Source organism: Streptomyces sp. NPDC091280 (genome assembly GCF_044768565.1).
GTDB lineage: Bacteria > Actinomycetota > Actinomycetes > Streptomycetales > Streptomycetaceae > Streptomyces.
In genome coordinates this window covers 403,812-422,855 of sequence record NZ_JBIVUZ010000003.1, presented here as the reverse complement: position 1 = coordinate 422,855, position 19,044 = coordinate 403,812, and the positions used below count along the sequence as shown (strand labels likewise).

The following is a 19,044-nucleotide window of genomic DNA, read 5'->3' as shown; positions in this document are numbered from 1 at the left end:
GGCGCTTCGTGGCCGATTCCGGCAACCCCAACGAGAACATCCCGTCCACCGACGCAGGCGCCGACGCCGAGGCCCGCACCTCGAACGGCGAGGTCACGGCCTCGTACGACGCCAGCGCGATCACCGTCCTCGAAGGGCTGGACGCGGTCCGCAAGCGACCCGGTATGTACATCGGCTCGACCGGTGAGCGAGGCCTGCACCACCTGGTGCAGGAGGTCGTCGACAACTCCGTCGACGAGGCGCTGGCCGGCCACGCGGACACGATCGACGTCACGATCCTGCACGACGGCGGCGTGCGCGTCATCGACAACGGCCGCGGCATCCCGGTGGGCATCGTCCCGTCCGAGGGCAAGCCCGCCGTCGAGGTCGTGCTGACCGTGCTGCACGCGGGCGGCAAGTTCGGCGGCGGCGGCTACGCGGTCTCCGGCGGTCTGCACGGCGTGGGTGTCTCCGTCGTGAACGCGCTGTCCAGCAAGGTCGCCGTCGAGGTCAGGACCGACGGCCACCGCTGGACGCAGGACTACAAGCTGGGCGTCCCCACGGCCCCGCTCGCCCAGCACGAGGCCACGGACGAGACCGGTACGTCGGTCACCTTCTGGGCCGACCCGGACGTCTTCGAGACGACCGAGTACTCCTTCGAGACGCTGTCGCGGCGCTTCCAGGAGATGGCGTTCCTCAACAAGGGTTTGACGATCAAACTCACCGACGAACGCGAGCTGGCGAAGGCCACGGCCGGTGCCGACGAGGCGGGTGCGGACGAGAAGGACGAGGTCAAGTCCGTCACGTACCACTACGAGGGCGGCATCGTCGACTATGTGACGTACCTCAACTCCCGCAAGGGAGACGTGATCCACCCGACGGTCATCGACCTGGAGGCGGAGGACAAGGACAAGAGCCTGTCCCTTGAGGTCGCGATGCAGTGGAACAGTGGTTACAGCGAGGGTGTGTACTCCTTCGCCAACATCATCCACACGCACGAGGGCGGCACGCACGAAGAGGGCTTCCGGGCCGCGCTGACGTCCCTGATCAACAAGTACGCGCGCGACAAGAAGCTGCTCCGCGAGAAGGACGACAACCTCACGGGTGACGACATCCGCGAGGGTCTGACCGCGATCATCTCGGTGAAGCTGGCCGAGCCCCAGTTCGAGGGCCAGACGAAGACCAAGCTCGGCAACACCGAGGCGAAGACCTTCGTCCAGAAGGCGGTCTACGAGCACCTGAACGACTGGCTGGACCGCAACCCGAACGAGGCCTCGGACATCATCCGCAAGGGCATCCAGGCGGCCACCGCGCGCGTGGCGGCCCGCAAGGCCCGCGACCTGACCCGTCGCAAGGGCCTCCTGGAGACCGCGTCCCTGCCGGGCAAGCTCTCCGACTGCCAGTCGAACGACCCCACCAAGTGCGAGATCTTCATCGTCGAGGGCGACTCCGCCGGCGGCTCGGCCAAGTCCGGCCGCAACCCGCAGTACCAGGCGATCCTCCCGATCCGGGGCAAGATCCTCAACGTCGAGAAGGCCAGGATCGACAAGATCCTCCAGAACCAGGAGATCCAGGCACTGATCTCCGCCTTCGGCACCGGGGTCCACGAGGACTTCGACATCGCCAGGCTGCGCTATCACAAGATCATCCTGATGGCGGACGCCGACGTCGACGGACAGCACATCAGCACCCTGCTGCTGACCTTCCTGTTCCGCTTCATGCGACCGCTGGTCGAGGCCGGGCACGTGTTCCTGTCGCGCCCCCCGCTCTACAAGATCAAGTGGGGCCGTGACGACTTCGAGTACGCCTACTCGGACCGCGAGCGCGACGCCCTGATCGAGCTGGGCCGGCAGAACGGCAAGCGCATCAAGGAAGACTCGATCCAGCGCTTCAAGGGTCTCGGCGAGATGAACGCCGAGGAGCTGCGCGTCACCACGATGGACCAGGAGCACCGCGTCCTCGGCCAGGTCACCCTGGACGACGCCGCCCAGGCCGACGACCTGTTCTCGGTCCTCATGGGCGAGGACGTCGAGGCGCGCCGCCAGTTCATCCAGCGCAACGCCAAGGACGTCCGCTTCCTCGACATCTGAGTCGGTCTCAGCTGACCGCACCAGGAAGGATCTTGACCAGCAATGGCCGACGAGAACACTCCCGCCACCCCTGAAGAGGGCGGCGAACTCGCGATGCGCATCGAGCCCGTCGGGCTTGAGACGGAGATGCAGCGCTCGTATCTCGACTACGCGATGTCCGTCATCGTGTCGCGCGCCCTGCCCGACGTACGGGACGGCCTCAAGCCCGTCCACCGCCGCGTCCTGTACGCCATGTACGACGGCGGCTACCGGCCCGAGAAGGGCTTCTACAAGTGCGCCCGCGTCGTCGGCGACGTCATGGGCAACTACCACCCGCACGGCGACTCCTCGATCTACGACGCGCTGGTCCGCCTCGCGCAGCCGTGGTCGATGCGGATGCCGCTGGTGGACTCGAACGGCAACTTCGGCTCCCCGGGCAACGACCCCGCCGCCGCCATGCGCTACACCGAGTGCAAGCTCGCGCCGCTGTCCATGGAGATGGTCCGTGACATCGACGAGGAGACCGTCGACTTCACGGACAACTACGACGGCCGCTCCCAGGAGCCGACCGTCCTGCCGGCCCGCTTCCCGAACCTGTTGATCAACGGCTCGGCGGGCATCGCGGTCGGCATGGCCACCAACATCCCGCCGCACAACCTCCGTGAGGTCGCGGCGGGCGCCCAGTGGTGCCTGGAGAACCCCGACGCCTCCCACGAGGAACTGCTCGACGCGCTGATCGAGCGCATCAAGGGCCCCGACTTCCCGACCGGCGCGCTCGTCGTCGGCCGCAAGGGCATCGAGGAGGCGTACCGCACGGGCCGCGGCTCGATCACCATGCGCGCGGTCGTCGAGGTCGAGGAGATCCAGAACCGCCAGTGCCTGGTGGTCACCGAACTCCCCTACCAGACCAACCCCGACAACCTCGCGCAGAAGATCGCCGACCTGGTGAAGGACGGCAAGGTCGGCGGCATCGCGGACGTCCGCGACGAGACCTCGTCCCGTACCGGCCAGCGCCTGGTCATCGTCCTGAAGCGGGACGCGGTCGCCAAGGTCGTCCTGAACAACCTCTACAAGCACACCGACCTCCAGTCGAACTTCAGCGCCAACATGCTGGCCTTGGTCGACGGGGTGCCGAGGACCCTCTCCCTGGACGCGTTCATCCGGCACTGGGTGGCGCACCAGATCGAGGTCATCGTCCGCCGGACGAAGTTCCGGCTGCGCAAGGCCGAGGAGCGGGCGCACATCCTGCGCGGCCTCCTGAAGGCCCTGGACGCCATCGACGAGGTCATCGCGCTGATCCGGCGCAGCGACACCGTGGAGATCGCGCGCACGGGCCTGATGGGCCTCCTGGAGATCGACGAGATCCAGGCGAACGCCATCCTGGAGATGCAGCTCCGCCGACTGGCCGCCCTGGAGCGCCAGAAGATCATCCAGGAGCACGACGAACTCCAGGCGAAGATCGCCGAGTACAACGAGATCCTCGCCTCCCCGGTCCGCCAGCGCGGCATCGTCAGCGAGGAACTCGCCGCGATCGTCGAGAAGTTCGGCGACGACCGCAAGACGATGCTGGTGCCCTTCGACGGTGACATGTCCATCGAGGACCTCATCGCCGAGGAGGACATCGTCGTCACCATCTCGCGCGGCGGCTACGTCAAGCGCACCAAGACGGACGACTACCGCTCCCAGAAGCGCGGCGGCAAGGGCGTGCGGGGCGCGAAGCTCAAGGAAGACGACATCGTCGACCACTTCTTCGTGTCGACGACCCACCACTGGCTGCTGTTCTTCACCAACAAGGGCCGCGTCTACCGCGCGAAGGCCTACGAACTCCCGGACGCCGGCCGCGACGCGCGCGGACAGCACGTGGCGAACCTGCTCGCCTTCCAGCCGGACGAGGCCATCGCGGAGATCCTCGCGATCCGCGACTACGAGGCGGCGCCCTACCTGGTCCTCGCGACCAAGGGGGGATTGGTGAAGAAGACGCCTCTGAAGGATTACGATTCGCCCCGTTCCGGCGGTGTCATCGCGATCAACCTCCGTGAGACGGAGGACGGTTCCGACGACGAACTGATCGGTGCCGAACTCGTCTCGTCCGAGGACGATCTGCTGCTGATCAGCAAGAAGGCACAGTCGATCAGGTTCACCGCGACGGACGACGCCCTGCGCCCCATGGGGCGTGCCACCTCCGGTGTCAAGGGCATGAGTTTCCGCGAGGGCGACCAGCTTCTCTCGATGAATGTTGTTCGACCCGGTACGTTCGTGTTCACTGCCACAGACGGCGGGTACGCGAAGCGCACCGCCGTCGACGAGTACCGCGTCCAGGGTCGCGGCGGCCTGGGTATCAAGGCCGCCAAGATCGTCGAGGACCGCGGTTCTCTCGTCGGCGCGCTGGTGGTCGAGGAGACCGACGAGATCCTCGCCATCACGCTGTCCGGCGGTGTGATTCGTACGCGAGTCAACGAGGTCAGGGAGACGGGCCGTGACACCATGGGCGTCCAACTGATCAACCTGGGCAAGCGCGATGCCGTAGTCGGTATCGCTCGTAACGCCGAGGCGGGATCCGAGGCGGAGGAAGTCGCCGGCGACGAAGCCGTCGACGAGACCGCCGAGGGTGTCGCGACCACCGGCACTGACGAGGGTGACGCACCCTCGGTCGAGTAGCACGAGGAGAGAGTCATCGTGAGCGGAGCCACGGGCGCCGGATCGACCGGTACGGACACGGACGGCGGCGGCCGTGGCTCCGCCGCGAACACGACAGATCCGCACACGACCCAACTGCGTGCGATCGATGTGAAGAAGGCGGACCCGCAAGGGTCCGACCCGCATGGATCCCAGGGGGGCGCCGTGTCGGACACCAGAGGTCCGGGGGCCCAGCAGCAGCCCGCCGGGGCCGGCGCGAAGGCTCCGGCCCAGCAGGCCGGGCCCGCACCGGCCGCGCCGCCGTCCGCCGCGCCGCACGGCGCTCCGCAGCCGGGTTCACCGCTCCCCGGTGAGCGTCAGCAGCCGCAGCAGCCCGCGGGGCCGTACCACCCGCCGCAGGCCTACCCCACGCAGGGACCGGCCGCGGCCCAGAGCGGTGCCGTACGGCGTCCGCGCACGGGCGCGCGCACCGCGCCGCGCACCCGCAAGGCGCGCCTGCGGGTGGCCAAGGCCGACCCGTGGTCGGTGATGAAGGTCAGCTTCCTGCTCTCCATCGCGCTGGGCATCTGCACGGTCGTGGCGTCGGCGGTGCTGTGGATGGTCATGGACGCGATGGGGGTCTTCTCGACGGTCGGCGGCACGATCTCGGAGGCGACCGGCTCGAACGAGTCGAACGGCTTCGACCTCCAGTCCTTCCTGTCCCTCCCGCACGTCCTGACCTTCTCGGCGATCATCGCGGTCATCGACGTCGTCCTCGCGACGGCCCTCGCGACCCTCGGCGCGTTCATCTACAACCTGTCCGCCGGCTTCGTCGGCGGCATCGAGCTCACGCTCGCCGAGGACGAGTGAGAAGCAGGGTGAACGGAGGCTGAAACCTCCGCGGGCGGTCCTGTGACTATCGATTTTGGGACTGCCCATGTCGTGCGCTAATCTTCAGGAGTCAGCGCGCGGGACACACCCCGCAGAGCGCGGCGGGGCTATAGCTCAGTTGGTTAGAGCGCATCCCTGATAAGGATGAGGCCACAGGTTCAAATCCTGTTAGCCCCACCAGCACGAAGACCCTCAACCGGCCACGGTTGGGGGTTTTTGGCGTCTACGGCGAATACAGGTCCGGCGGTGGGAGCCGCGCCATCGCATGTCCCCAGCTCGCGGTACGACGTGGACGCAGGGGGAGTCGTCGGAGTCGTCGTGAAGCCGCACAGGACACAGCAGCTGGTGCTGTGGAGCACGTGGGAGTCGATGGGGCCACATCCGGTCTTGAGGTGTGTCTGTCGGGCGGCGACGGACGGCCAAGGGGCCTGAGCCACGCTGGGGTTCCCATTCCCGGGGCCAGTCGCCTGCGGTCGGCCCGGGGTTCTCAGGGGCTTTTCTGGGGCTTCTTCGGAACTTCTCAGAGGCTTCTTCGGTGCTTCTCTGGAGCGTTGTGCGCGAGTTCGGGGTCGTGCGTGGTGTGTGACGGGAGGGGCCTCGGGGCGTCAGCCCTGGAGCGGGGCCGTCAGGGTGGCCGACTGATCGGCGGGGGCCGGTTGTTCGGCGGGGGCGACGGTCTCCGTCGTCTCGTCCGACTCCGCGGGCGAGCGGTGGCGGCAGCTGGGGGACTTGCCGTGGGCCTCGGCGCGGATGCGCTGCTTCATCGTGGGCGGCAGGGACCTGGTGAAGGACCAGGGGGAGATCGTCGGCGCCGCCGGCTGCTCGGTCGCGCAGGTGGCGGTCGCTTCCGACCGGGACGTCACGGCGGTGGCGGCCGTCGCGGTGATCGTGATGAGTCCGAGCGCGGTGCACAGAGAGATGAATGCGGTGACGAAGGCGGTCCACAGCTTCATGACCTTGTTCTGAGGCATGGCCCCTCACTTTCAGGTTGGGCGATTTGCGTACTTTCCTCATGATGTGTATGGCGACCGTGAAGTGTGGGACCGCCGGTCGTGGCGCGTCGATGTTCTGATGAACACCACTCGGATGGGCGCAAGAGCCCCGAAAAGTGCAGGAAAATGGAGATCGCGGACCAAATTAACGGTCCGTGGGGATGTGATCACCCTCCGATCGGAGCGGTTCCATCCGCTTCTACTGCGCTGTCCCGGGCGGGAGTTGGCCGCGGAGGCAGGTCACCGATCGGTATCGGTCGGTGTGTATAGTCGGGCGCCAGAGGTCCCCTACGTCAAGGAAAGACGAGGTCGCGCGGTGAAGAAGCTTCTCCTGGTCGCACTGGCCGCCATCGGCGGGCTCCTCGTGTACCGCCAGATCCAGGCGGATCGCGCCGAGCAGGATCTGTGGACGGAGGCGACCGACTCCGTGCCCACGGGTTCGTGAGTACCGAGATCCAGTTCTGAGCACGCCCCGACCGCTCGGCGGTCGGGGCTTTGTGTTGCGCCACCGCGCGGACCGGGCTACGGCCACCACGACCCGGGCGTTTCGGACGCTCGCGCGCATTGCCCTGATGCCACGCGCGCGTGCGGGGCAGGATGGGCCACGTCCGGAGCAACGACGAGGGGTGACGCGTGATGGGGCGGCGGCGTACGGCGTGGTGGCGGACGACGCGAGCACAGGGCGGCGACCGTACGCCCGTCGCCGAGGCGGCGGCCGTACGACGCGTCGGTGTCGTACGACCAGTGGGAGCCCGGGTCGGGCGCACACCCCGTAGGGGTCTCGTACGACGTGCCGGTGTCCTCGCCGCCGTGCTGTGCGCGACGGTCGCCCTCGCCGGGCAGCCCGCCACCGCCGCCGGGGCGCCGGGCTCCTACGGCTACGACAAGAGCGACAAGGCCGTCGACGGAGCGACCGGCACCGCCGACGCCGTAGGCCTGAATCCCGGTGGGACGTACCGGAGTTCCCTCCCGAAGGGCGCCGGTCTCTACTACGGCCTCACTCTCGACGCCGTGTCCGACGTCTACGTCTCCGTCACCGCCGTGCCCCCGGCCGGCGCCACGGTCGCCGCCACGGACGGCATCAGGGTGTCGCTGCGGAACGCGGCGGGCGCCGGCTGCACCCACCAGAGCGCCACCTTCGGGGCCAGCAGGAGCCCGCACCCCGTGGCCGCCTGGGCCGCCCGGGAGACGGGCCGGGCGCTGTGCAAGGGGTCCGGGCAGTACTACGTCCTCGTCGAACGCGTCGACGCCTCCGGCTCCTCGTCGGACACCTGGGGACTGGAACTCACCGTGGTGTCGGAACCGCCGCTCACCCGGGCCGGGACGTCCGACGCGCCCCAGGTCTGGGACTCCGCGTCGCCCGAGCCCGTCACGGGGGAGGCCCGGAGCCGGGCGGGCGGTCCGGGCTTCGCCGGGGCGGTCGCCGTCGGACAAGGGGTGTGGCGGGGTGACATCGCGCCCGGCGGGACCCTCTTCTACAAGGTGCCGGTCGACTGGGGCCAGCAGCTCTCCGTCACCGCCGACCTGGAATCCTCGAACGCCGGCGCCGGCTATGTGAGCCGCGCGCTGGACCTGGCGCTCTACAACCCCGTGCGCGCCTCCGTCGACGAGACGGGCGTCAGCTATCAGGGCGGCCCGAGATCGGCCGCCCTCGAAGCCCTGCCGCCCGTCGAGTACCGTAACCGCTACTTCGTCGTCGACCACGAGAGCGGGATGCGCTTCGCCGGGTCGTACTACGTCGTCGTGCATCTCGCCGCGCAGGTGGCCGACGACTTCGGCCAGGGGCCGTTCCCGGTGACGCTGCGCGTGCGCGTCGCCGGTACGGCGCACGGCGGGCCCGGATACGCGGGTCGGGCCGACCCCCGGAACGTCTTCGACGTCACCGCGCAGGACCGCACCGCGGCCGTGACGGGCGGCGGCGGGGGAGGCGGCACCGCGATGAAGGTGCTCGCGGTGGCCGGGATCGGCGCGGGCAGCGTGCTGTTGGCGACGCTCGGCGGGTGGACGGTCGCCGCCAGGCGCCGGGCTGCGGTGCAGTGACCGCGGTGCAGTGACCGCGCCCCGCTGACACCGGTCTGTCCGACGCGAGTCAGACGCGGGTCAGCGCCCAGAACCCCACGGCGTAGCAGGCCAGGGCCAGCAGCAGCACCGGTATCGCCACCTTCGCGGGCGGCCCGGGACGACGCCGGGCCCGCCGCCCGCCACGCTGCTGCGCGACCGGCGGCGCGGTGGGCGGAACCAGCGGGACCTGGGCGGTGTAGGAGGCGGTGGGGGACTCGGCCCGCGGGGGCGGCAGGTGGAAGCTCCCGGTGTCCGACATCGGCGTCGGGGTGGGCGTCGGAGTAGGTGTCGGCGTCGGCGTCGGCATTGGGATCGGGTTCGGGATCGGGCTCAGTGTCGAGGCCGACGGACGGGAGATGTCCTGGCGCGGGTCGAGGAGGCCGGAGTCCGCGCCGCCCGCACCGGTACCCGAACCCGTACCCGTACCTGTACCGGTCGAAGTCGCCCCTGCCGAAGTCGCCCCCGTGTCCACCCCGGAGGCCCGTTTCAGCGGCCCCTCGGGCGCGAACCCCTCCGGTAGCGGCCCCACTTGGTCGAAGATCTCGATCAGCTCGTCGTCGGGGCCGGGCTCCGGCAGGAGTTCCACGGCCGCCGCGAGCGCCTTGCGCGCCCCCGTGGCCGTCCGGAAGCGAGCCTGCGGATCGGGTTGCAGCAACATCGCCACGACCTGCCACAGCGGCTCGGGAACGCCCTTGGGCGCCCCCGGGGTCCCGTGCTCGGCGAAGTACTGGATGAGCGCCTTGGAGTCCGGCTTGGCCCCCTCCAGCAGATACAACGCCACCAGTCCTACGGCGAACAGGTCGGCGGGGAAGTCGGGTTCGGCGCCCATCATCTGCTCGGGCGCGAGATAACCCGGCGTGCCCACCACGAGGTTGGTCTCCGTCAGGCGGGCCTCGCCCAGCCGCATCGCGATGCCGAAGTCGGACAGCCGCAGCCGCGGGCGACCCGTGCCGGTGGCTTCGAGGAGCAGGTTGGCGGGCTTGATGTCCCGGTGCACGACGCCTTCCGCGTGCACCGCGGCGAGGCCGGAGAGGAGCTGGTCGAGCAGGGTGCAGACGAACGCGGGCGGCAGGGGGCCGTAGTCCCCGATGAGGTGGACCAGCGAACCGCCGGCCACCAGGTCCATGGTGAACAGGACCTTGTCGTCGTCGGCGGCCCAGCTGGCCGGTGCGAGCACATGGGGGTGGTCGATCCGCAGCGCCTGTTCGCGGACGAAGCGCAGCAGCGAGTGCGCGTCGCTCTGCTGAAGGACCTTGGCCGCGACGTAGCGGCGCCTGCGGTGGTCCCAGGCGCGCCAGACCGCCCCGACACCTCCGCGCCCGATCGGGTCGACCAGTTCGTACCGGCCGGCGAAGACCTCACCCATGGCTGTCCGTCGCTCCTCCCCCTGCGGCTACCTCCGTTGCTTCCCCCGAGACGAGCGATACGACTCCCCCGTACGGCAGTTGCCGTGCGCCCGGCTGCCGAACCCCCGATCGACGGCCGGGCCGTGCCGCTCAGCTCTGGTGGGACTGGTAGTGCGCGACCGCGTCGGAGGTACGGCCCGCGCCGTACACCCGGAGGAACTCTGCCAGTTCGGGGTGGCTCGGGGCGAGGGTGTCCGCCGCGTCGATGATGTCGCCGGCGGCGGCCACCGAGCGCAGCAGCGACTGGATCTCGCGGACCACGCGTTTGACCGTGGGCGCGCCCGAACTGCTCGTCGTGGTCGTGGTGTTGCTGAGCACCGAGCCCCCCTGGGACTTCTTGATCTCGTCCATCCGGTCGGTCGCCTCGGCCGCGCTCACGCTGCCGTCCGCGACCTGTCCCGCCAGGTCCTGCAACAGCTGTACCCGCTGCACCACCGCGGGATTGCCGATCTTCGCCCGCTGACCGCTCATCAGCTGGGACAGCATCGGCGCGGACAGTCCCAACACCCCCGCGAGACGAGCCTGGTTGAGGCCAAGATCGTCGATGAGCTTACGGAAGAGCGCCCCCAAAGGCTCCCCGTACCAGTTCCGCTGAAGCTCCCGCGCTCTGGCGGTTGCTTCCTGCTGTGCGGCGTCCATTGCGTCTCCCCATCGCTTCCCCAAAACCGCGGTTCGCTCTAGCGAACCACGACGAGCATCTTACGGAGAGTGGTCGTCCACCGGGAGCCCCTAGTTTTTGCGAGATACCGGGGGTGACCCGGTACGCTGGTCCCCGAAGCCCGTCGGTACGCGGTTGTGCCGGTCGGACGCTTCTCTAGCGGGGCCTTAGCTCAGTTGGTAGAGCGCTGTCTTTGCATGGCAGATGTCAGGGGTTCGACTCCCCTAGGCTCCACATCCCGCACCGGCCGGTCGCCCTCAGTGGCGTCCGGCCGGTGTTCGTTTGTGCCTGAGAGGTGGCGTGCGTCACATAAGCGGCGGCTCATCGTTGCAGTTGTTTGCGCAAATATTCGTGCCGGGCGGGGTTCGCCGGGTCGCCGGGGTGGTCGTCGGCACAGTGTGGGGAACATGTGTGCCTGTGTGCGAGACCTGTGTGAGCTGGCTGAATACGGTCGCGTAATCAGGGGTGTGCGGTCCGTTAAGGGAGTCTGTGCGGTACTTGTGCACCCGGGGCGTTGCAAACGTCATCGCGGGCGGTGCGCGTAAATCAAGGGTGTTCCGCCGCCCGCCCCGCGACTGTTCCACGTGAAACATCGTGCAACAGCGCGGCGGGGCATGAGAGCTTCAACTCTCCTGCCCCGCCGCGCTGTTGACGGTGTGTCGGTTATCGGCGCCGGATGTCAGCGATGCCGGATGTCAGCGGCGCTCGTCGCGGTCCACCGCGTCCGCCGCGTCGTCCTCGGCCTGCTTCGCCTGGACCTCGGGGTCGAGCACGGACTGGCCGCTGCCGTCCACCGAGGAGAGACGGCCCGTCTCGGGCACATCGGTCGCGGCGGGGGGCTCGACCAGCCAGTCGGGGTTGGCCTGCTTGTCCCACCACTTCCAGGCGGCGAAAGCGCCGCCCGCCAGGATGCCCAGGACCGCCAGCCCCTTCGCGAGCCGGCCGGCCCTCGCCCGCCGCTCGTGCTTGCGGACCAGCTTCTGGATCTCCTTGGGCGAGACCTGGCCGCGCAGCGCGGCGAGCGCCGCCGCACCGCGCGCGGCGGCCTCGTCCTTGACCGGGCCGGCGGCGGCGACCGCCTGCTCGATGCGGGGCCGCGAGTACTCGGCGGCCTGCTGGGCAGCCCTGCGGGTGCGGACGGCGGCCTCCTGGGCGGCTTGGTCGACCTTCGGCGGCACATGGGTGCGGGCCTGTTCCAGACGTGGTGCGAGATGCGCGTCGTACTGCACACGGGCCTGGTCGGCGGCCAGGGACACCTTGGGCGCGAGTCGTACCCGCGCCTCGTGGGCGTAGTACGAGGCCTTGTCCTTGGCCGTGTCGGCGTAGGGCGCCACCACTTCCGCGGCGTGCAGCACGCTGTCCTTCGCCGAGCCGGTCGCGGAGCGCACGCTGTCGATGCGGGTCACGGGTTCCTCCTCCTCGGTGGCGTACGTTTCTTCGTCTGTCCACCCAAATAGGGATCATGCCTGTCAGCGGGCTGTGGGGCATGTGAGGGCGGGCATCCGGGTCACGATCGCGGTAATAGCGGATGAATACGGGGGAACGGGGAGAACGGGGGGATCGGGGGCTTGTCGTCGACAATGCCACGGATCCCCGGCGCCCGCCCCTGTCCCGTAGGCACTCGGCCGGTTTTCTGCAAGCGGGTCCGGTGGACGGGCCCCGGGTCGGCGGGCGACTCGGCGCGGCCGGCGTGCGAGGATCTGGGGGTCACAGGAAGACAACGGAAGGCAGACCGTGGCCGAGCAGCTCTACGCCACCCTGAAGACCAGCCTTGGCGACATCGAGATCCGGCTGCTGCCGAACCACGCGCCCAAGACGGTCCGCAACTTCGTCGAACTCGCCACGGGCGAGCGGGAGTGGACCAACCCCGAGACGGGCGAGAAGTCCAAGGACAGGCTCTACGACGGCACGGTCTTCCACCGGGTGATCAGCGGCTTCATGATCCAGGGCGGTGACCCGCTGGGCAACGGCACCGGCGGCCCCGGATACCAGTTCGAGGACGAGTTCCACCCCGACCTGCGCTTCGACAAACCCTACCTGCTCGCCATGGCCAACGCCGGGCCGGGCACCAACGGCTCGCAGTTCTTCGTCACCGTCTCGCCGACGGCCTGGCTGACCCGCAAGCACACGATCTTCGGCGAGGTCGTCGACCCGGCGAGCCAGAAGGTCGTGGACACCATCGCGACCGCGCAGACCAACCCGCGCACCGACCGCCCGCTCCAGGACGTGGTCATCGAGTCGGTCGTCGTCGAGACCCGCTAGGCCGCGTCCGCGAAGTCCCGCCCCGACCCACAGGGCCGGCACCCATACTTACCGCCGGGAACCAAACGCCCCGTTCATCCGTAAGGATGGGCGGGGCGGTGCATTGCGTACGAACGATTGAGGGGACCCCATGGACCAGGCGCCAGGCAGCCCGCAGGGCCCGGAGGAACAGCGGCCCGCGGACGCCCAGAGCCTGCCGGGCTGCTATCGCCACCCGGACCGCGAGACCGGCATCCGCTGCACCCGCTGCGAGCGCCCGATCTGCCCCGAGTGCATGGTCAGCGCCTCGGTCGGCTTCCAGTGCCCGGAGTGCGTCCGCGGCGGCTCCGGCACGGGTCACGCCCCCACGGCCGCCCAGCCCCGCACGATCGCGGGCGGCACGATGACGGCGGACCCGCGGCTCGTCACCAAGATCCTGATCGGTCTCTGCGTCGCCTTCTACCTGGTCCAGCAGGTGGCGGGCGACGACTTCACCGTGCGCCTCGAACTCCTCGGCCAGGCCTACGTCCCCCAGTTCGGCGCCGTCGAGGGCGTCGCCGAGGGCCAGCCGTACCGGCTGCTGACCGCGATGTTCCTGCACGCCAGCGTGATCCACATCCTCTTCAACATGATGAGCCTGTGGTGGATCGGCGGTCCTCTGGAGGCGGCCCTCGGCCGGGCCCGCTATCTCGCGCTCTACTTCGTCTCGGGTCTCGCGGGCAGCGCGCTCACCTATCTGATCGCCGCCCCGAACCAGCCCTCGCTCGGCGCCTCCGGTGCCATCTTCGGCCTCTTCGGCGCGACGGCCGTGCTGATGCGCCGGCTCAGGTACGACATGCGGCCCGTGATCGCCCTGCTGGTGATCAACCTCATCTTCACCTTCGGCTGGGCCAACATCGCCTGGCAGGCCCACATCGGCGGCCTGGTCGCCGGTGTCGTCACCGGCTACGCGATGGTCCACGCCCCGCGCGAGCGCCGCGCCCTGATCCAGTACGGCACCTGTGCGGTCGTGCTCGTGATCGTCGTGGTGTTGACGCTGATCAGGACGGCTCAGCTCAGCTGATATCAAACCGTTGTCCACAGTGCGTGGCGGATCTTGTGCATACCGTGGAGAACAGCTGTGCCCCCTGTCACCGACCCGTGTTTGCGCAGGTCAGGCAGGGGGCGAACAGGCTTGCGGTTGCCGGTGTGTCAGTCACACCAGCGTCAACATCCAGTGGGTTATCCACAGATCGTCGTTCTTTTTCCCCAGGCCCGCTGTGGATACTGCTCTGGCCTGTGGATAACTCAGTGGAAAGCCGTGGGCAGAGCTGCGTTCACCGGGCGGCAGCCGCAGCTTCCGGCACTACTTCCACTGGGTCGAGACACCGAACCCGGCGGCGATGAAGCCGAAGCCCACCACGATGTTCCAGTTGTCCAGGCTGTCGATGGGCATGGAGCCGTCGGTGACGTAGAAGACGACGATCCAGGCCAGTCCGATCACGAACATGGCCAGCATGACCGGCGCGACCCAGGCACGGCTGTTCAACTTGATGGCGGTCGCCGCCTTCGCCGGCGGCGGCGTGTAGTCGGCCTTCTTGCGGATACGTGACTTCGGCACGAGGGTCTCTCCTGTCGATGCGCTGCGTGGCCGCGCAGGGAACTGGGGCGGGCTCCGGGGCAGCGTACAAGGGGACACTGAGCGCTCCCCCGGGCGTCCGTTAGCGTAGTGCTTCCGCGGCGCCGAAGGAGATAAGGGTACGTTGAGCAATTCTGCCGACTCCCCCGGGACGGGTACCAGTCCTGCCCGTATCCGTCGTTTCCGTCCCGTGCGGATTCTCACGGTGGCCGTCTTCGCGCTCGCGGGGCTCATCTTCTTCACCAGTTTCAACACCGCCAAGGGCACCAACATCCGCACGGACGCCTCCCTGCTGAAGCTGTCCGACCTCATCCAGAACCGCAGCGAGAAGAACGGCCGGCTCAACGACGCCAACGGCGTCCTGCGCGACGAGGTCGACGCCCTCCGCAAGGAGGACGACACCGGCACGGGCGCCGACGACGAGAAGCTGACGAAGCTGGAGCGGAGCGCGGGCGCGCAACAGCTCAAGGGCAAGGCCGTCACCGTCACCCTCAACGACGCCCCGCCCAACGCCACCGCCAAGCTCCCCGGCTACCCCGAGCCGCAGCCCGACTACCTGGTCATCCACCAGCAGGACCTCCAGGCCGTGGTGAACGCCCTGTGGCAGGGCGGCGCCCAGGGCATCAAGGTCATGGACCAGCGGCTGATCGCGACCAGCGCCGTGCGCTGTGTGGGCAACACCCTGATCCTCCAGGGCCGGGTCTACTCGCCGCCGTACAAGATCACGGCCGTGGGTGACCCGGGGAAGCTCCAGCGGGCGCTGGCCGCGTCCAAGGCGATCCAGAACTACATGGTGTACGTCAACGTCTACGGGCTCGGCTGGAAAGTGACCGACGACGGGACGGTGACTCTTCCCGGGTACTCGGGCACAGTGGATCTGCACTACGCGAAGCCAGTGGAGTAGGCGTCCGTACGGGAGCTGCCGGTGCGCGTGATCGTCAGGAGCGTCAGCGAACTCTGCATCACCGTGGGCACCCTGATCGTCCTCTTCGTGGTCTACGTGCTCTTCTGGACCGGTGTGAAGGCCGACCACACCATGAGCGACCAGATCCACCAGCTGCACGACCAGTGGTCGCGGCAGACCGCGCGCCCGAAGGCGGCCTCCACCCCCGCCGCCCCGGCGAAACCGGCCGCCTACCAGGACGGCAAGCCCTTCGCGATCATGTACATCCCGCGGCTTGGTTTCACGTGGAACAAGCCCGTCCTTGAGGACACGGCCGTGAGCACCCTCCAAAAAGGGCTGGGGCACTACGCGGGCACCGCGCGCCTCGGCCAGGTCGGGAACTTCGCGGTGGCCGGGCACCGCCGGACCTACGGCAACCCGTTCGTGGACTTCCCCGAGCTCCGCAAGGGTGACGCGGTGGTGCTGACCGACGGGACGACCTGGTTCACGTATCGGATCGACAAAGGGCCTTACAAAACCGTTCCCACCGACATTGAGGTGATCGATCCTGTGCCACGTAAGTCCGGGTACACGGCCTCGGGCCGCTATCTCACGCTGACCACGTGCGATCCGGAGTGGGGGCACAGCCACCGGCTGATCGTCTGGGCACACCTTGACTCCACACAGCCTGTGGAGGCCGGGAAACCAGCCGCCCTGCGCCGTTAGTCTGGTGGCGTACGGCCTGAGTCTGGTGCCGTGATGCGACGGAAGGGACGGCATGTACGGCTGGATCTGGCGGCATCTGCCGGGCAACGCGTGGGTCAAGGCGCTGATTTCGCTCGTCCTTGCCCTGGCCGTGGTCTACATCCTCTTCCAGTACGTCTTCCCGTGGGCCGAACCGCTGCTGCCCTTCAACGATGTGACGGTGGACAACCAGTGAGCGCACGGATTCTCGTCGTCGACAACTACGACAGCTTCGTCTTCAACCTGGTCCAGTACCTGTACCAGCTGGGCGCCGAGTGCGAGGTGCTGCGCAACGACGAGGTGTCGACCGCGCACGCCCAGGACGGCTTCGACGGCGTCCTCCTCTCGCCGGGCCCCGGCACCCCCGAGGAGGCCGGCGTCTGCATCGAGATGGTGCGGCACTGCTCCTCGACCGGGGTGCCCGTCTTCGGCGTCTGCCTCGGCATGCAGTCGATGCAGGTGGCCTACGGCGGGGTCGTGGACCGCGCCCCCGAACTGCTGCACGGCAAGACCTCGCTCGTCGAGCACGAGGGCAAGGGCGTCTTCGCCGGACTGCCCTCGCCCTTCACGGCGACCCGCTACCACTCCCTGGCGGCCGAGCCGGGCACGGTCCCGGCCGAGCTCGAAGTCACCGCCCGGACCCACGACGGCATCATCATGGGCCTGCGCCACCGTGAACTGCCCGTCGAGGGCGTCCAGTTCCACCCGGAGTCGGTGCTCACCGAGCACGGCCACCTGATGCTGGCCAACTGGCTGGTGGAGTGCGGCGACCAGGGTGCCGTGGCGAGGTCGGCGGGGCTCGCCCCGGTGGTGGGTAGGGCCACGGCGTGACCGCGCTGCGCCCCGAGCGCGAGTCCGAGGCCTCGTACGGGGAGCAGCCGTACGGGGAGCCGGGCGGGTTCGAGGAGTGGTACGACCCGTCCGCCCAGGGCGCGGCCGGGACGCCGTACGGTCCGATCGACGAAGAGACCATGGCGCTGCGGATACCGGAGCCGCCGCCGGTGCGGAGAGGTCACGGGCGGTCCATACCGGCCTCTGACGCCCCATCCGCCTCTGCCGCCACTTCCACCCCCACGGGCGGCCGTGCGGCCCGCAGAAAGGCCGCCAAGGCCCGTCACGGGCGTCATGGGGGCACCGGGCCGGCCGAGGAGACCGCCGAGGGGCTCGAATCCGCTGCCGTCGGCGCGTCCGGCGGATCCGCCGCGCCCGTCTCGCGGGTCGAGGCACGGCGTCGGCAGCGGGCCAACAAGCCGGGTGCCGCGGTCGTCGCGAGCCGCGCGATCGGTGAGGTGTTCATCACCACCGGCGTGCTGATGCTGCTGTTCGTCACCTACCAGCTGTGGTGGACGAACGTACGGGCGCACGCCCAGGCCGGCAGCGAGGCGAGCCAGCTCCAGAACGACTGGGCCAGCGGCAAGCGCGCCCCCGGGGAGTTCGAGCCGGGGCAGGGCTTCGCCATCCTGCACATCCCCAAGCTGGACGTGGTCGCGCCGATCGCGCAGGGCGTCAGCAACAAGAACGTCCTCGACAAGGGCATGGTCGGGCACTACAGCGAGGGCGCCCTCAAGACCGCGATGCCGGACGCCAAGACCGGCAACTTCGCGCTCGCCGCGCACCGCAACACCCATGGCGAACCGTTCCGGTACATCAACCAGCTCAAGCCGGGCGACGAGGTCGTCGTCGAGACCCAGACCACGTACTACGTCTACAAGATGACGAAGACGTTGCCCGTGACCTCGCCGAGCAACACCAGTGTCATCGACCCCATCCCCAAGGGCTCGGGTTTCACCAAGCCCGGCCGGTACATCACGCTGACGACCTGCACCCCGGAGTTCACCAGCAAGTACCGGCTGATCGTCTGGGGCAAGATGGTCGAGGAACGGCCGCGCAGCAAGGGCAAGCCGGATGCGCTCATCGAGTAGGGGCACCTGAACGTGGCAGCGACCACCGACGACACCGAAGAGCAGACCGACACACCCGCGTCGCCGCCGGACCGCCCCCGCGGCACCGGTCCGCTCGCGACCGCGGTCAGCCTCTTCGGTGAACTCCTCATCACGGCGGGCCTGATCCTCGGCCTGTTCGTCGTCTACTCCCTGTGGTGGACGAACGTCGTCGCCGACCGCACGGCCGACAAACAGGCCGACAAGGTCCGCAACAACTGGTCCAAGGACAAGGACACCGGCCCCGGCGCGCTCGACACCAAGGACGGCATCGGCTTCCTGCACGTGCCCGCCATGAAGAACGGCGAGGTCCTGGTCGAGAAGGGCACCGGCACGGACGTCCTCAACGACGGCGTCGCCGGCTACTACACCGACCCCGTCAAGGCCGTCCTCCCCACCACCGGCAAGACCGGCAACTTCACCCTCGCCGCCCACCGCGACGGCCACGGCGCCAAGTTCCACAACATCGACAAGCTCAGGAAGGGCGACCCGATCGTCTTCGAGACGAAGGACAAATGGTACGTCTACAAGGTCTACGACATCCTTCCCGAGACCTCGAAGTACAACGTGAAGACCCTCGCCCAGATCCCCACGGAGTCCGGCAGGAAGAAGGCCGGCCACTACATCACGCTGACGACCTGCACCCCGGTGTACACCTCCCGCTACCGGTACGTGGTGTGGGGCGAACTGGTCCGCGTCGACAAGGTGGACAGCGCGCGGACCCCGCCGAAGGAACTGCGCTGACCGTTCGCACCGGTCTACGGCTGGGCCTTCCCGTCGCTTCGCGAGGCTTCCGGCTGTCCGCTCGTGGGCAAAGGAAGATCGGCTTGATATCGATCAACTGTAGTATTAATTACTTGCACTTGCCCAAGTCTTTAGGAAACCATCGCCCTTGATCGCCGAGGCCCCTGTCCAAAGGGGATTGAGGCCATCGGCAACCAAGGGG

At 68.7% G+C, this 19,044-nt stretch carries 18 protein-coding genes and 2 tRNA genes; 15 read left to right on the top strand and 5 right to left on the bottom strand.

What is annotated here, in order from left to right; genetic code table 11:
* The first annotated feature begins 8 nt into the window (after positions 1-8).
* The 4 genes from gyrB (at position 9) to ACIQPR_RS11950 (ending at position 5,735) form a co-directional block, all read left to right on the top strand.
* The gene (gyrB, locus tag ACIQPR_RS11965) at positions 9-2,069 is read left to right on the top strand and encodes a DNA topoisomerase (ATP-hydrolyzing) subunit B (protein ID WP_403645759.1); all 2,061 of its coding nucleotides are present in this window, start codon (positions 9-11) and stop codon (positions 2,067-2,069) included.
* 42 nt (positions 2,070-2,111) lie between these two features.
* Positions 2,112-4,706, top strand: a complete 2,595-nt coding sequence (gene gyrA / locus ACIQPR_RS11960) for a DNA gyrase subunit A (protein WP_403645756.1) — start codon at positions 2,112-2,114, stop codon at positions 4,704-4,706.
* Positions 4,707-4,724: 18 nt separating this feature from the next.
* Positions 4,725-5,534: a DUF3566 domain-containing protein gene (locus ACIQPR_RS11955; RefSeq protein WP_403645753.1), complete on the top strand. Its 810-nt coding sequence runs from the start codon at positions 4,725-4,727 to the stop codon at positions 5,532-5,534.
* A gap of 124 nt (positions 5,535-5,658) precedes the next feature.
* A tRNA-Ile gene (locus tag ACIQPR_RS11950) sits at positions 5,659-5,735 on the top strand.
* Between the two features lie 425 nt (positions 5,736-6,160).
* Here ACIQPR_RS11950 and ACIQPR_RS11945 read toward each other — a convergent pair.
* The gene (locus tag ACIQPR_RS11945; protein WP_403645750.1) at positions 6,161-6,526 is read right to left on the bottom strand and encodes a DUF6344 domain-containing protein; all 366 of its coding nucleotides are present in this window, start codon (positions 6,524-6,526) and stop codon (positions 6,161-6,163) included.
* Positions 6,527-6,863: 337 nt separating this feature from the next.
* Here ACIQPR_RS11945 and ACIQPR_RS11940 point away from each other — a divergent pair, with 337 nt between their 5' ends.
* On the top strand, positions 6,864-6,992 hold the full coding sequence (locus ACIQPR_RS11940; RefSeq protein WP_003999697.1) for a DLW-39 family protein: 129 nt from the start codon (positions 6,864-6,866) through the stop codon (positions 6,990-6,992).
* Between the two features lie 191 nt (positions 6,993-7,183).
* A complete protein-coding gene (locus tag ACIQPR_RS11935; protein ID WP_403646466.1) occupies positions 7,184-8,587 on the top strand; it encodes a hypothetical protein in 1,404 nt (467 codons plus the stop codon).
* Positions 8,588-8,636: 49 nt separating this feature from the next.
* Here the strand turns inward: ACIQPR_RS11935 and ACIQPR_RS11930 are convergent, their stop codons facing one another.
* Positions 8,637-9,974: a serine/threonine-protein kinase gene (locus ACIQPR_RS11930; protein ID WP_403645747.1), complete on the bottom strand. Its 1,338-nt coding sequence runs from the start codon at positions 9,972-9,974 to the stop codon at positions 8,637-8,639.
* Positions 9,975-10,104: 130 nt separating this feature from the next.
* The gene (locus tag ACIQPR_RS11925) at positions 10,105-10,653 is read right to left on the bottom strand and encodes a helix-turn-helix domain-containing protein (RefSeq protein ID WP_401949644.1); all 549 of its coding nucleotides are present in this window, start codon (positions 10,651-10,653) and stop codon (positions 10,105-10,107) included.
* A gap of 180 nt (positions 10,654-10,833) precedes the next feature.
* Here ACIQPR_RS11925 and ACIQPR_RS11920 point away from each other — a divergent pair.
* A tRNA-Ala gene (locus tag ACIQPR_RS11920) sits at positions 10,834-10,906 on the top strand.
* Between the two features lie 461 nt (positions 10,907-11,367).
* Here ACIQPR_RS11920 and ACIQPR_RS11915 read toward each other — a convergent pair.
* Positions 11,368-12,078 (bottom strand): DUF5324 family protein, encoded by a 711-nt coding sequence (locus tag ACIQPR_RS11915; RefSeq protein WP_403645744.1) that lies wholly within the window; start codon positions 12,076-12,078, stop codon positions 11,368-11,370.
* Positions 12,079-12,406: 328 nt separating this feature from the next.
* Between ACIQPR_RS11915 and ACIQPR_RS11910 the strand changes: the two genes are divergently transcribed.
* Together ACIQPR_RS11910 and ACIQPR_RS11905 are read left to right on the top strand one after the other, a co-directional pair.
* Entirely contained in the window at positions 12,407-12,934 is a 528-nt protein-coding gene (locus ACIQPR_RS11910; protein WP_403645741.1) for a peptidylprolyl isomerase, read from the top strand.
* A 130-nt stretch (positions 12,935-13,064) separates the two neighbouring features.
* Positions 13,065-13,976 (top strand): rhomboid family intramembrane serine protease, encoded by a 912-nt coding sequence (locus ACIQPR_RS11905; RefSeq protein WP_403645738.1) that lies wholly within the window; start codon positions 13,065-13,067, stop codon positions 13,974-13,976.
* Between the two features lie 282 nt (positions 13,977-14,258).
* On the opposite strand, the gene crgA is transcribed toward ACIQPR_RS11905, so the two are convergent.
* Entirely contained in the window at positions 14,259-14,513 is a 255-nt protein-coding gene (gene crgA, locus ACIQPR_RS11900) for a cell division protein CrgA (protein WP_033285718.1), read from the bottom strand.
* Positions 14,514-14,655: 142 nt separating this feature from the next.
* Between crgA and ACIQPR_RS11895 the strand changes: the two genes are divergently transcribed.
* From ACIQPR_RS11895 to ACIQPR_RS11870, 6 genes are read left to right on the top strand one after another with little or no spacing between them, the layout of a single operon-like run.
* Complete coding sequence (locus ACIQPR_RS11895; protein WP_403645735.1) at positions 14,656-15,435, top strand: DUF881 domain-containing protein; 780 nt, start codon at positions 14,656-14,658, stop codon at positions 15,433-15,435.
* Between the two features lie 21 nt (positions 15,436-15,456).
* Positions 15,457-16,140 (top strand): class E sortase, encoded by a 684-nt coding sequence (locus ACIQPR_RS11890; protein ID WP_403645732.1) that lies wholly within the window; start codon positions 15,457-15,459, stop codon positions 16,138-16,140.
* A gap of 52 nt (positions 16,141-16,192) precedes the next feature.
* Positions 16,193-16,354 carry a hypothetical protein gene (locus tag ACIQPR_RS11885; RefSeq protein ID WP_019073551.1) on the top strand — a complete coding sequence of 54 codons (162 nt, stop codon included), beginning with the start codon at positions 16,193-16,195 and terminating at the stop codon, positions 16,352-16,354.
* Positions 16,351-16,989, top strand: coding sequence for an aminodeoxychorismate/anthranilate synthase component II (locus ACIQPR_RS11880; protein WP_403645729.1), 639 nt, complete (start codon positions 16,351-16,353; stop codon positions 16,987-16,989). Before ACIQPR_RS11885 ends, ACIQPR_RS11880 begins: the two co-directional genes overlap by 4 nt.
* Complete coding sequence (locus tag ACIQPR_RS11875) at positions 16,986-18,080, top strand: class E sortase (protein WP_403645727.1); 1,095 nt, start codon at positions 16,986-16,988, stop codon at positions 18,078-18,080. The genes ACIQPR_RS11880 and ACIQPR_RS11875 overlap by 4 nt, the downstream gene beginning before the upstream one ends.
* A 12-nt stretch (positions 18,081-18,092) precedes the next feature.
* Entirely contained in the window at positions 18,093-18,842 is a 750-nt protein-coding gene (locus tag ACIQPR_RS11870) for a class E sortase (RefSeq protein ID WP_403645724.1), read from the top strand.
* The last annotated feature ends 202 nt before the right edge of the window (positions 18,843-19,044 follow it).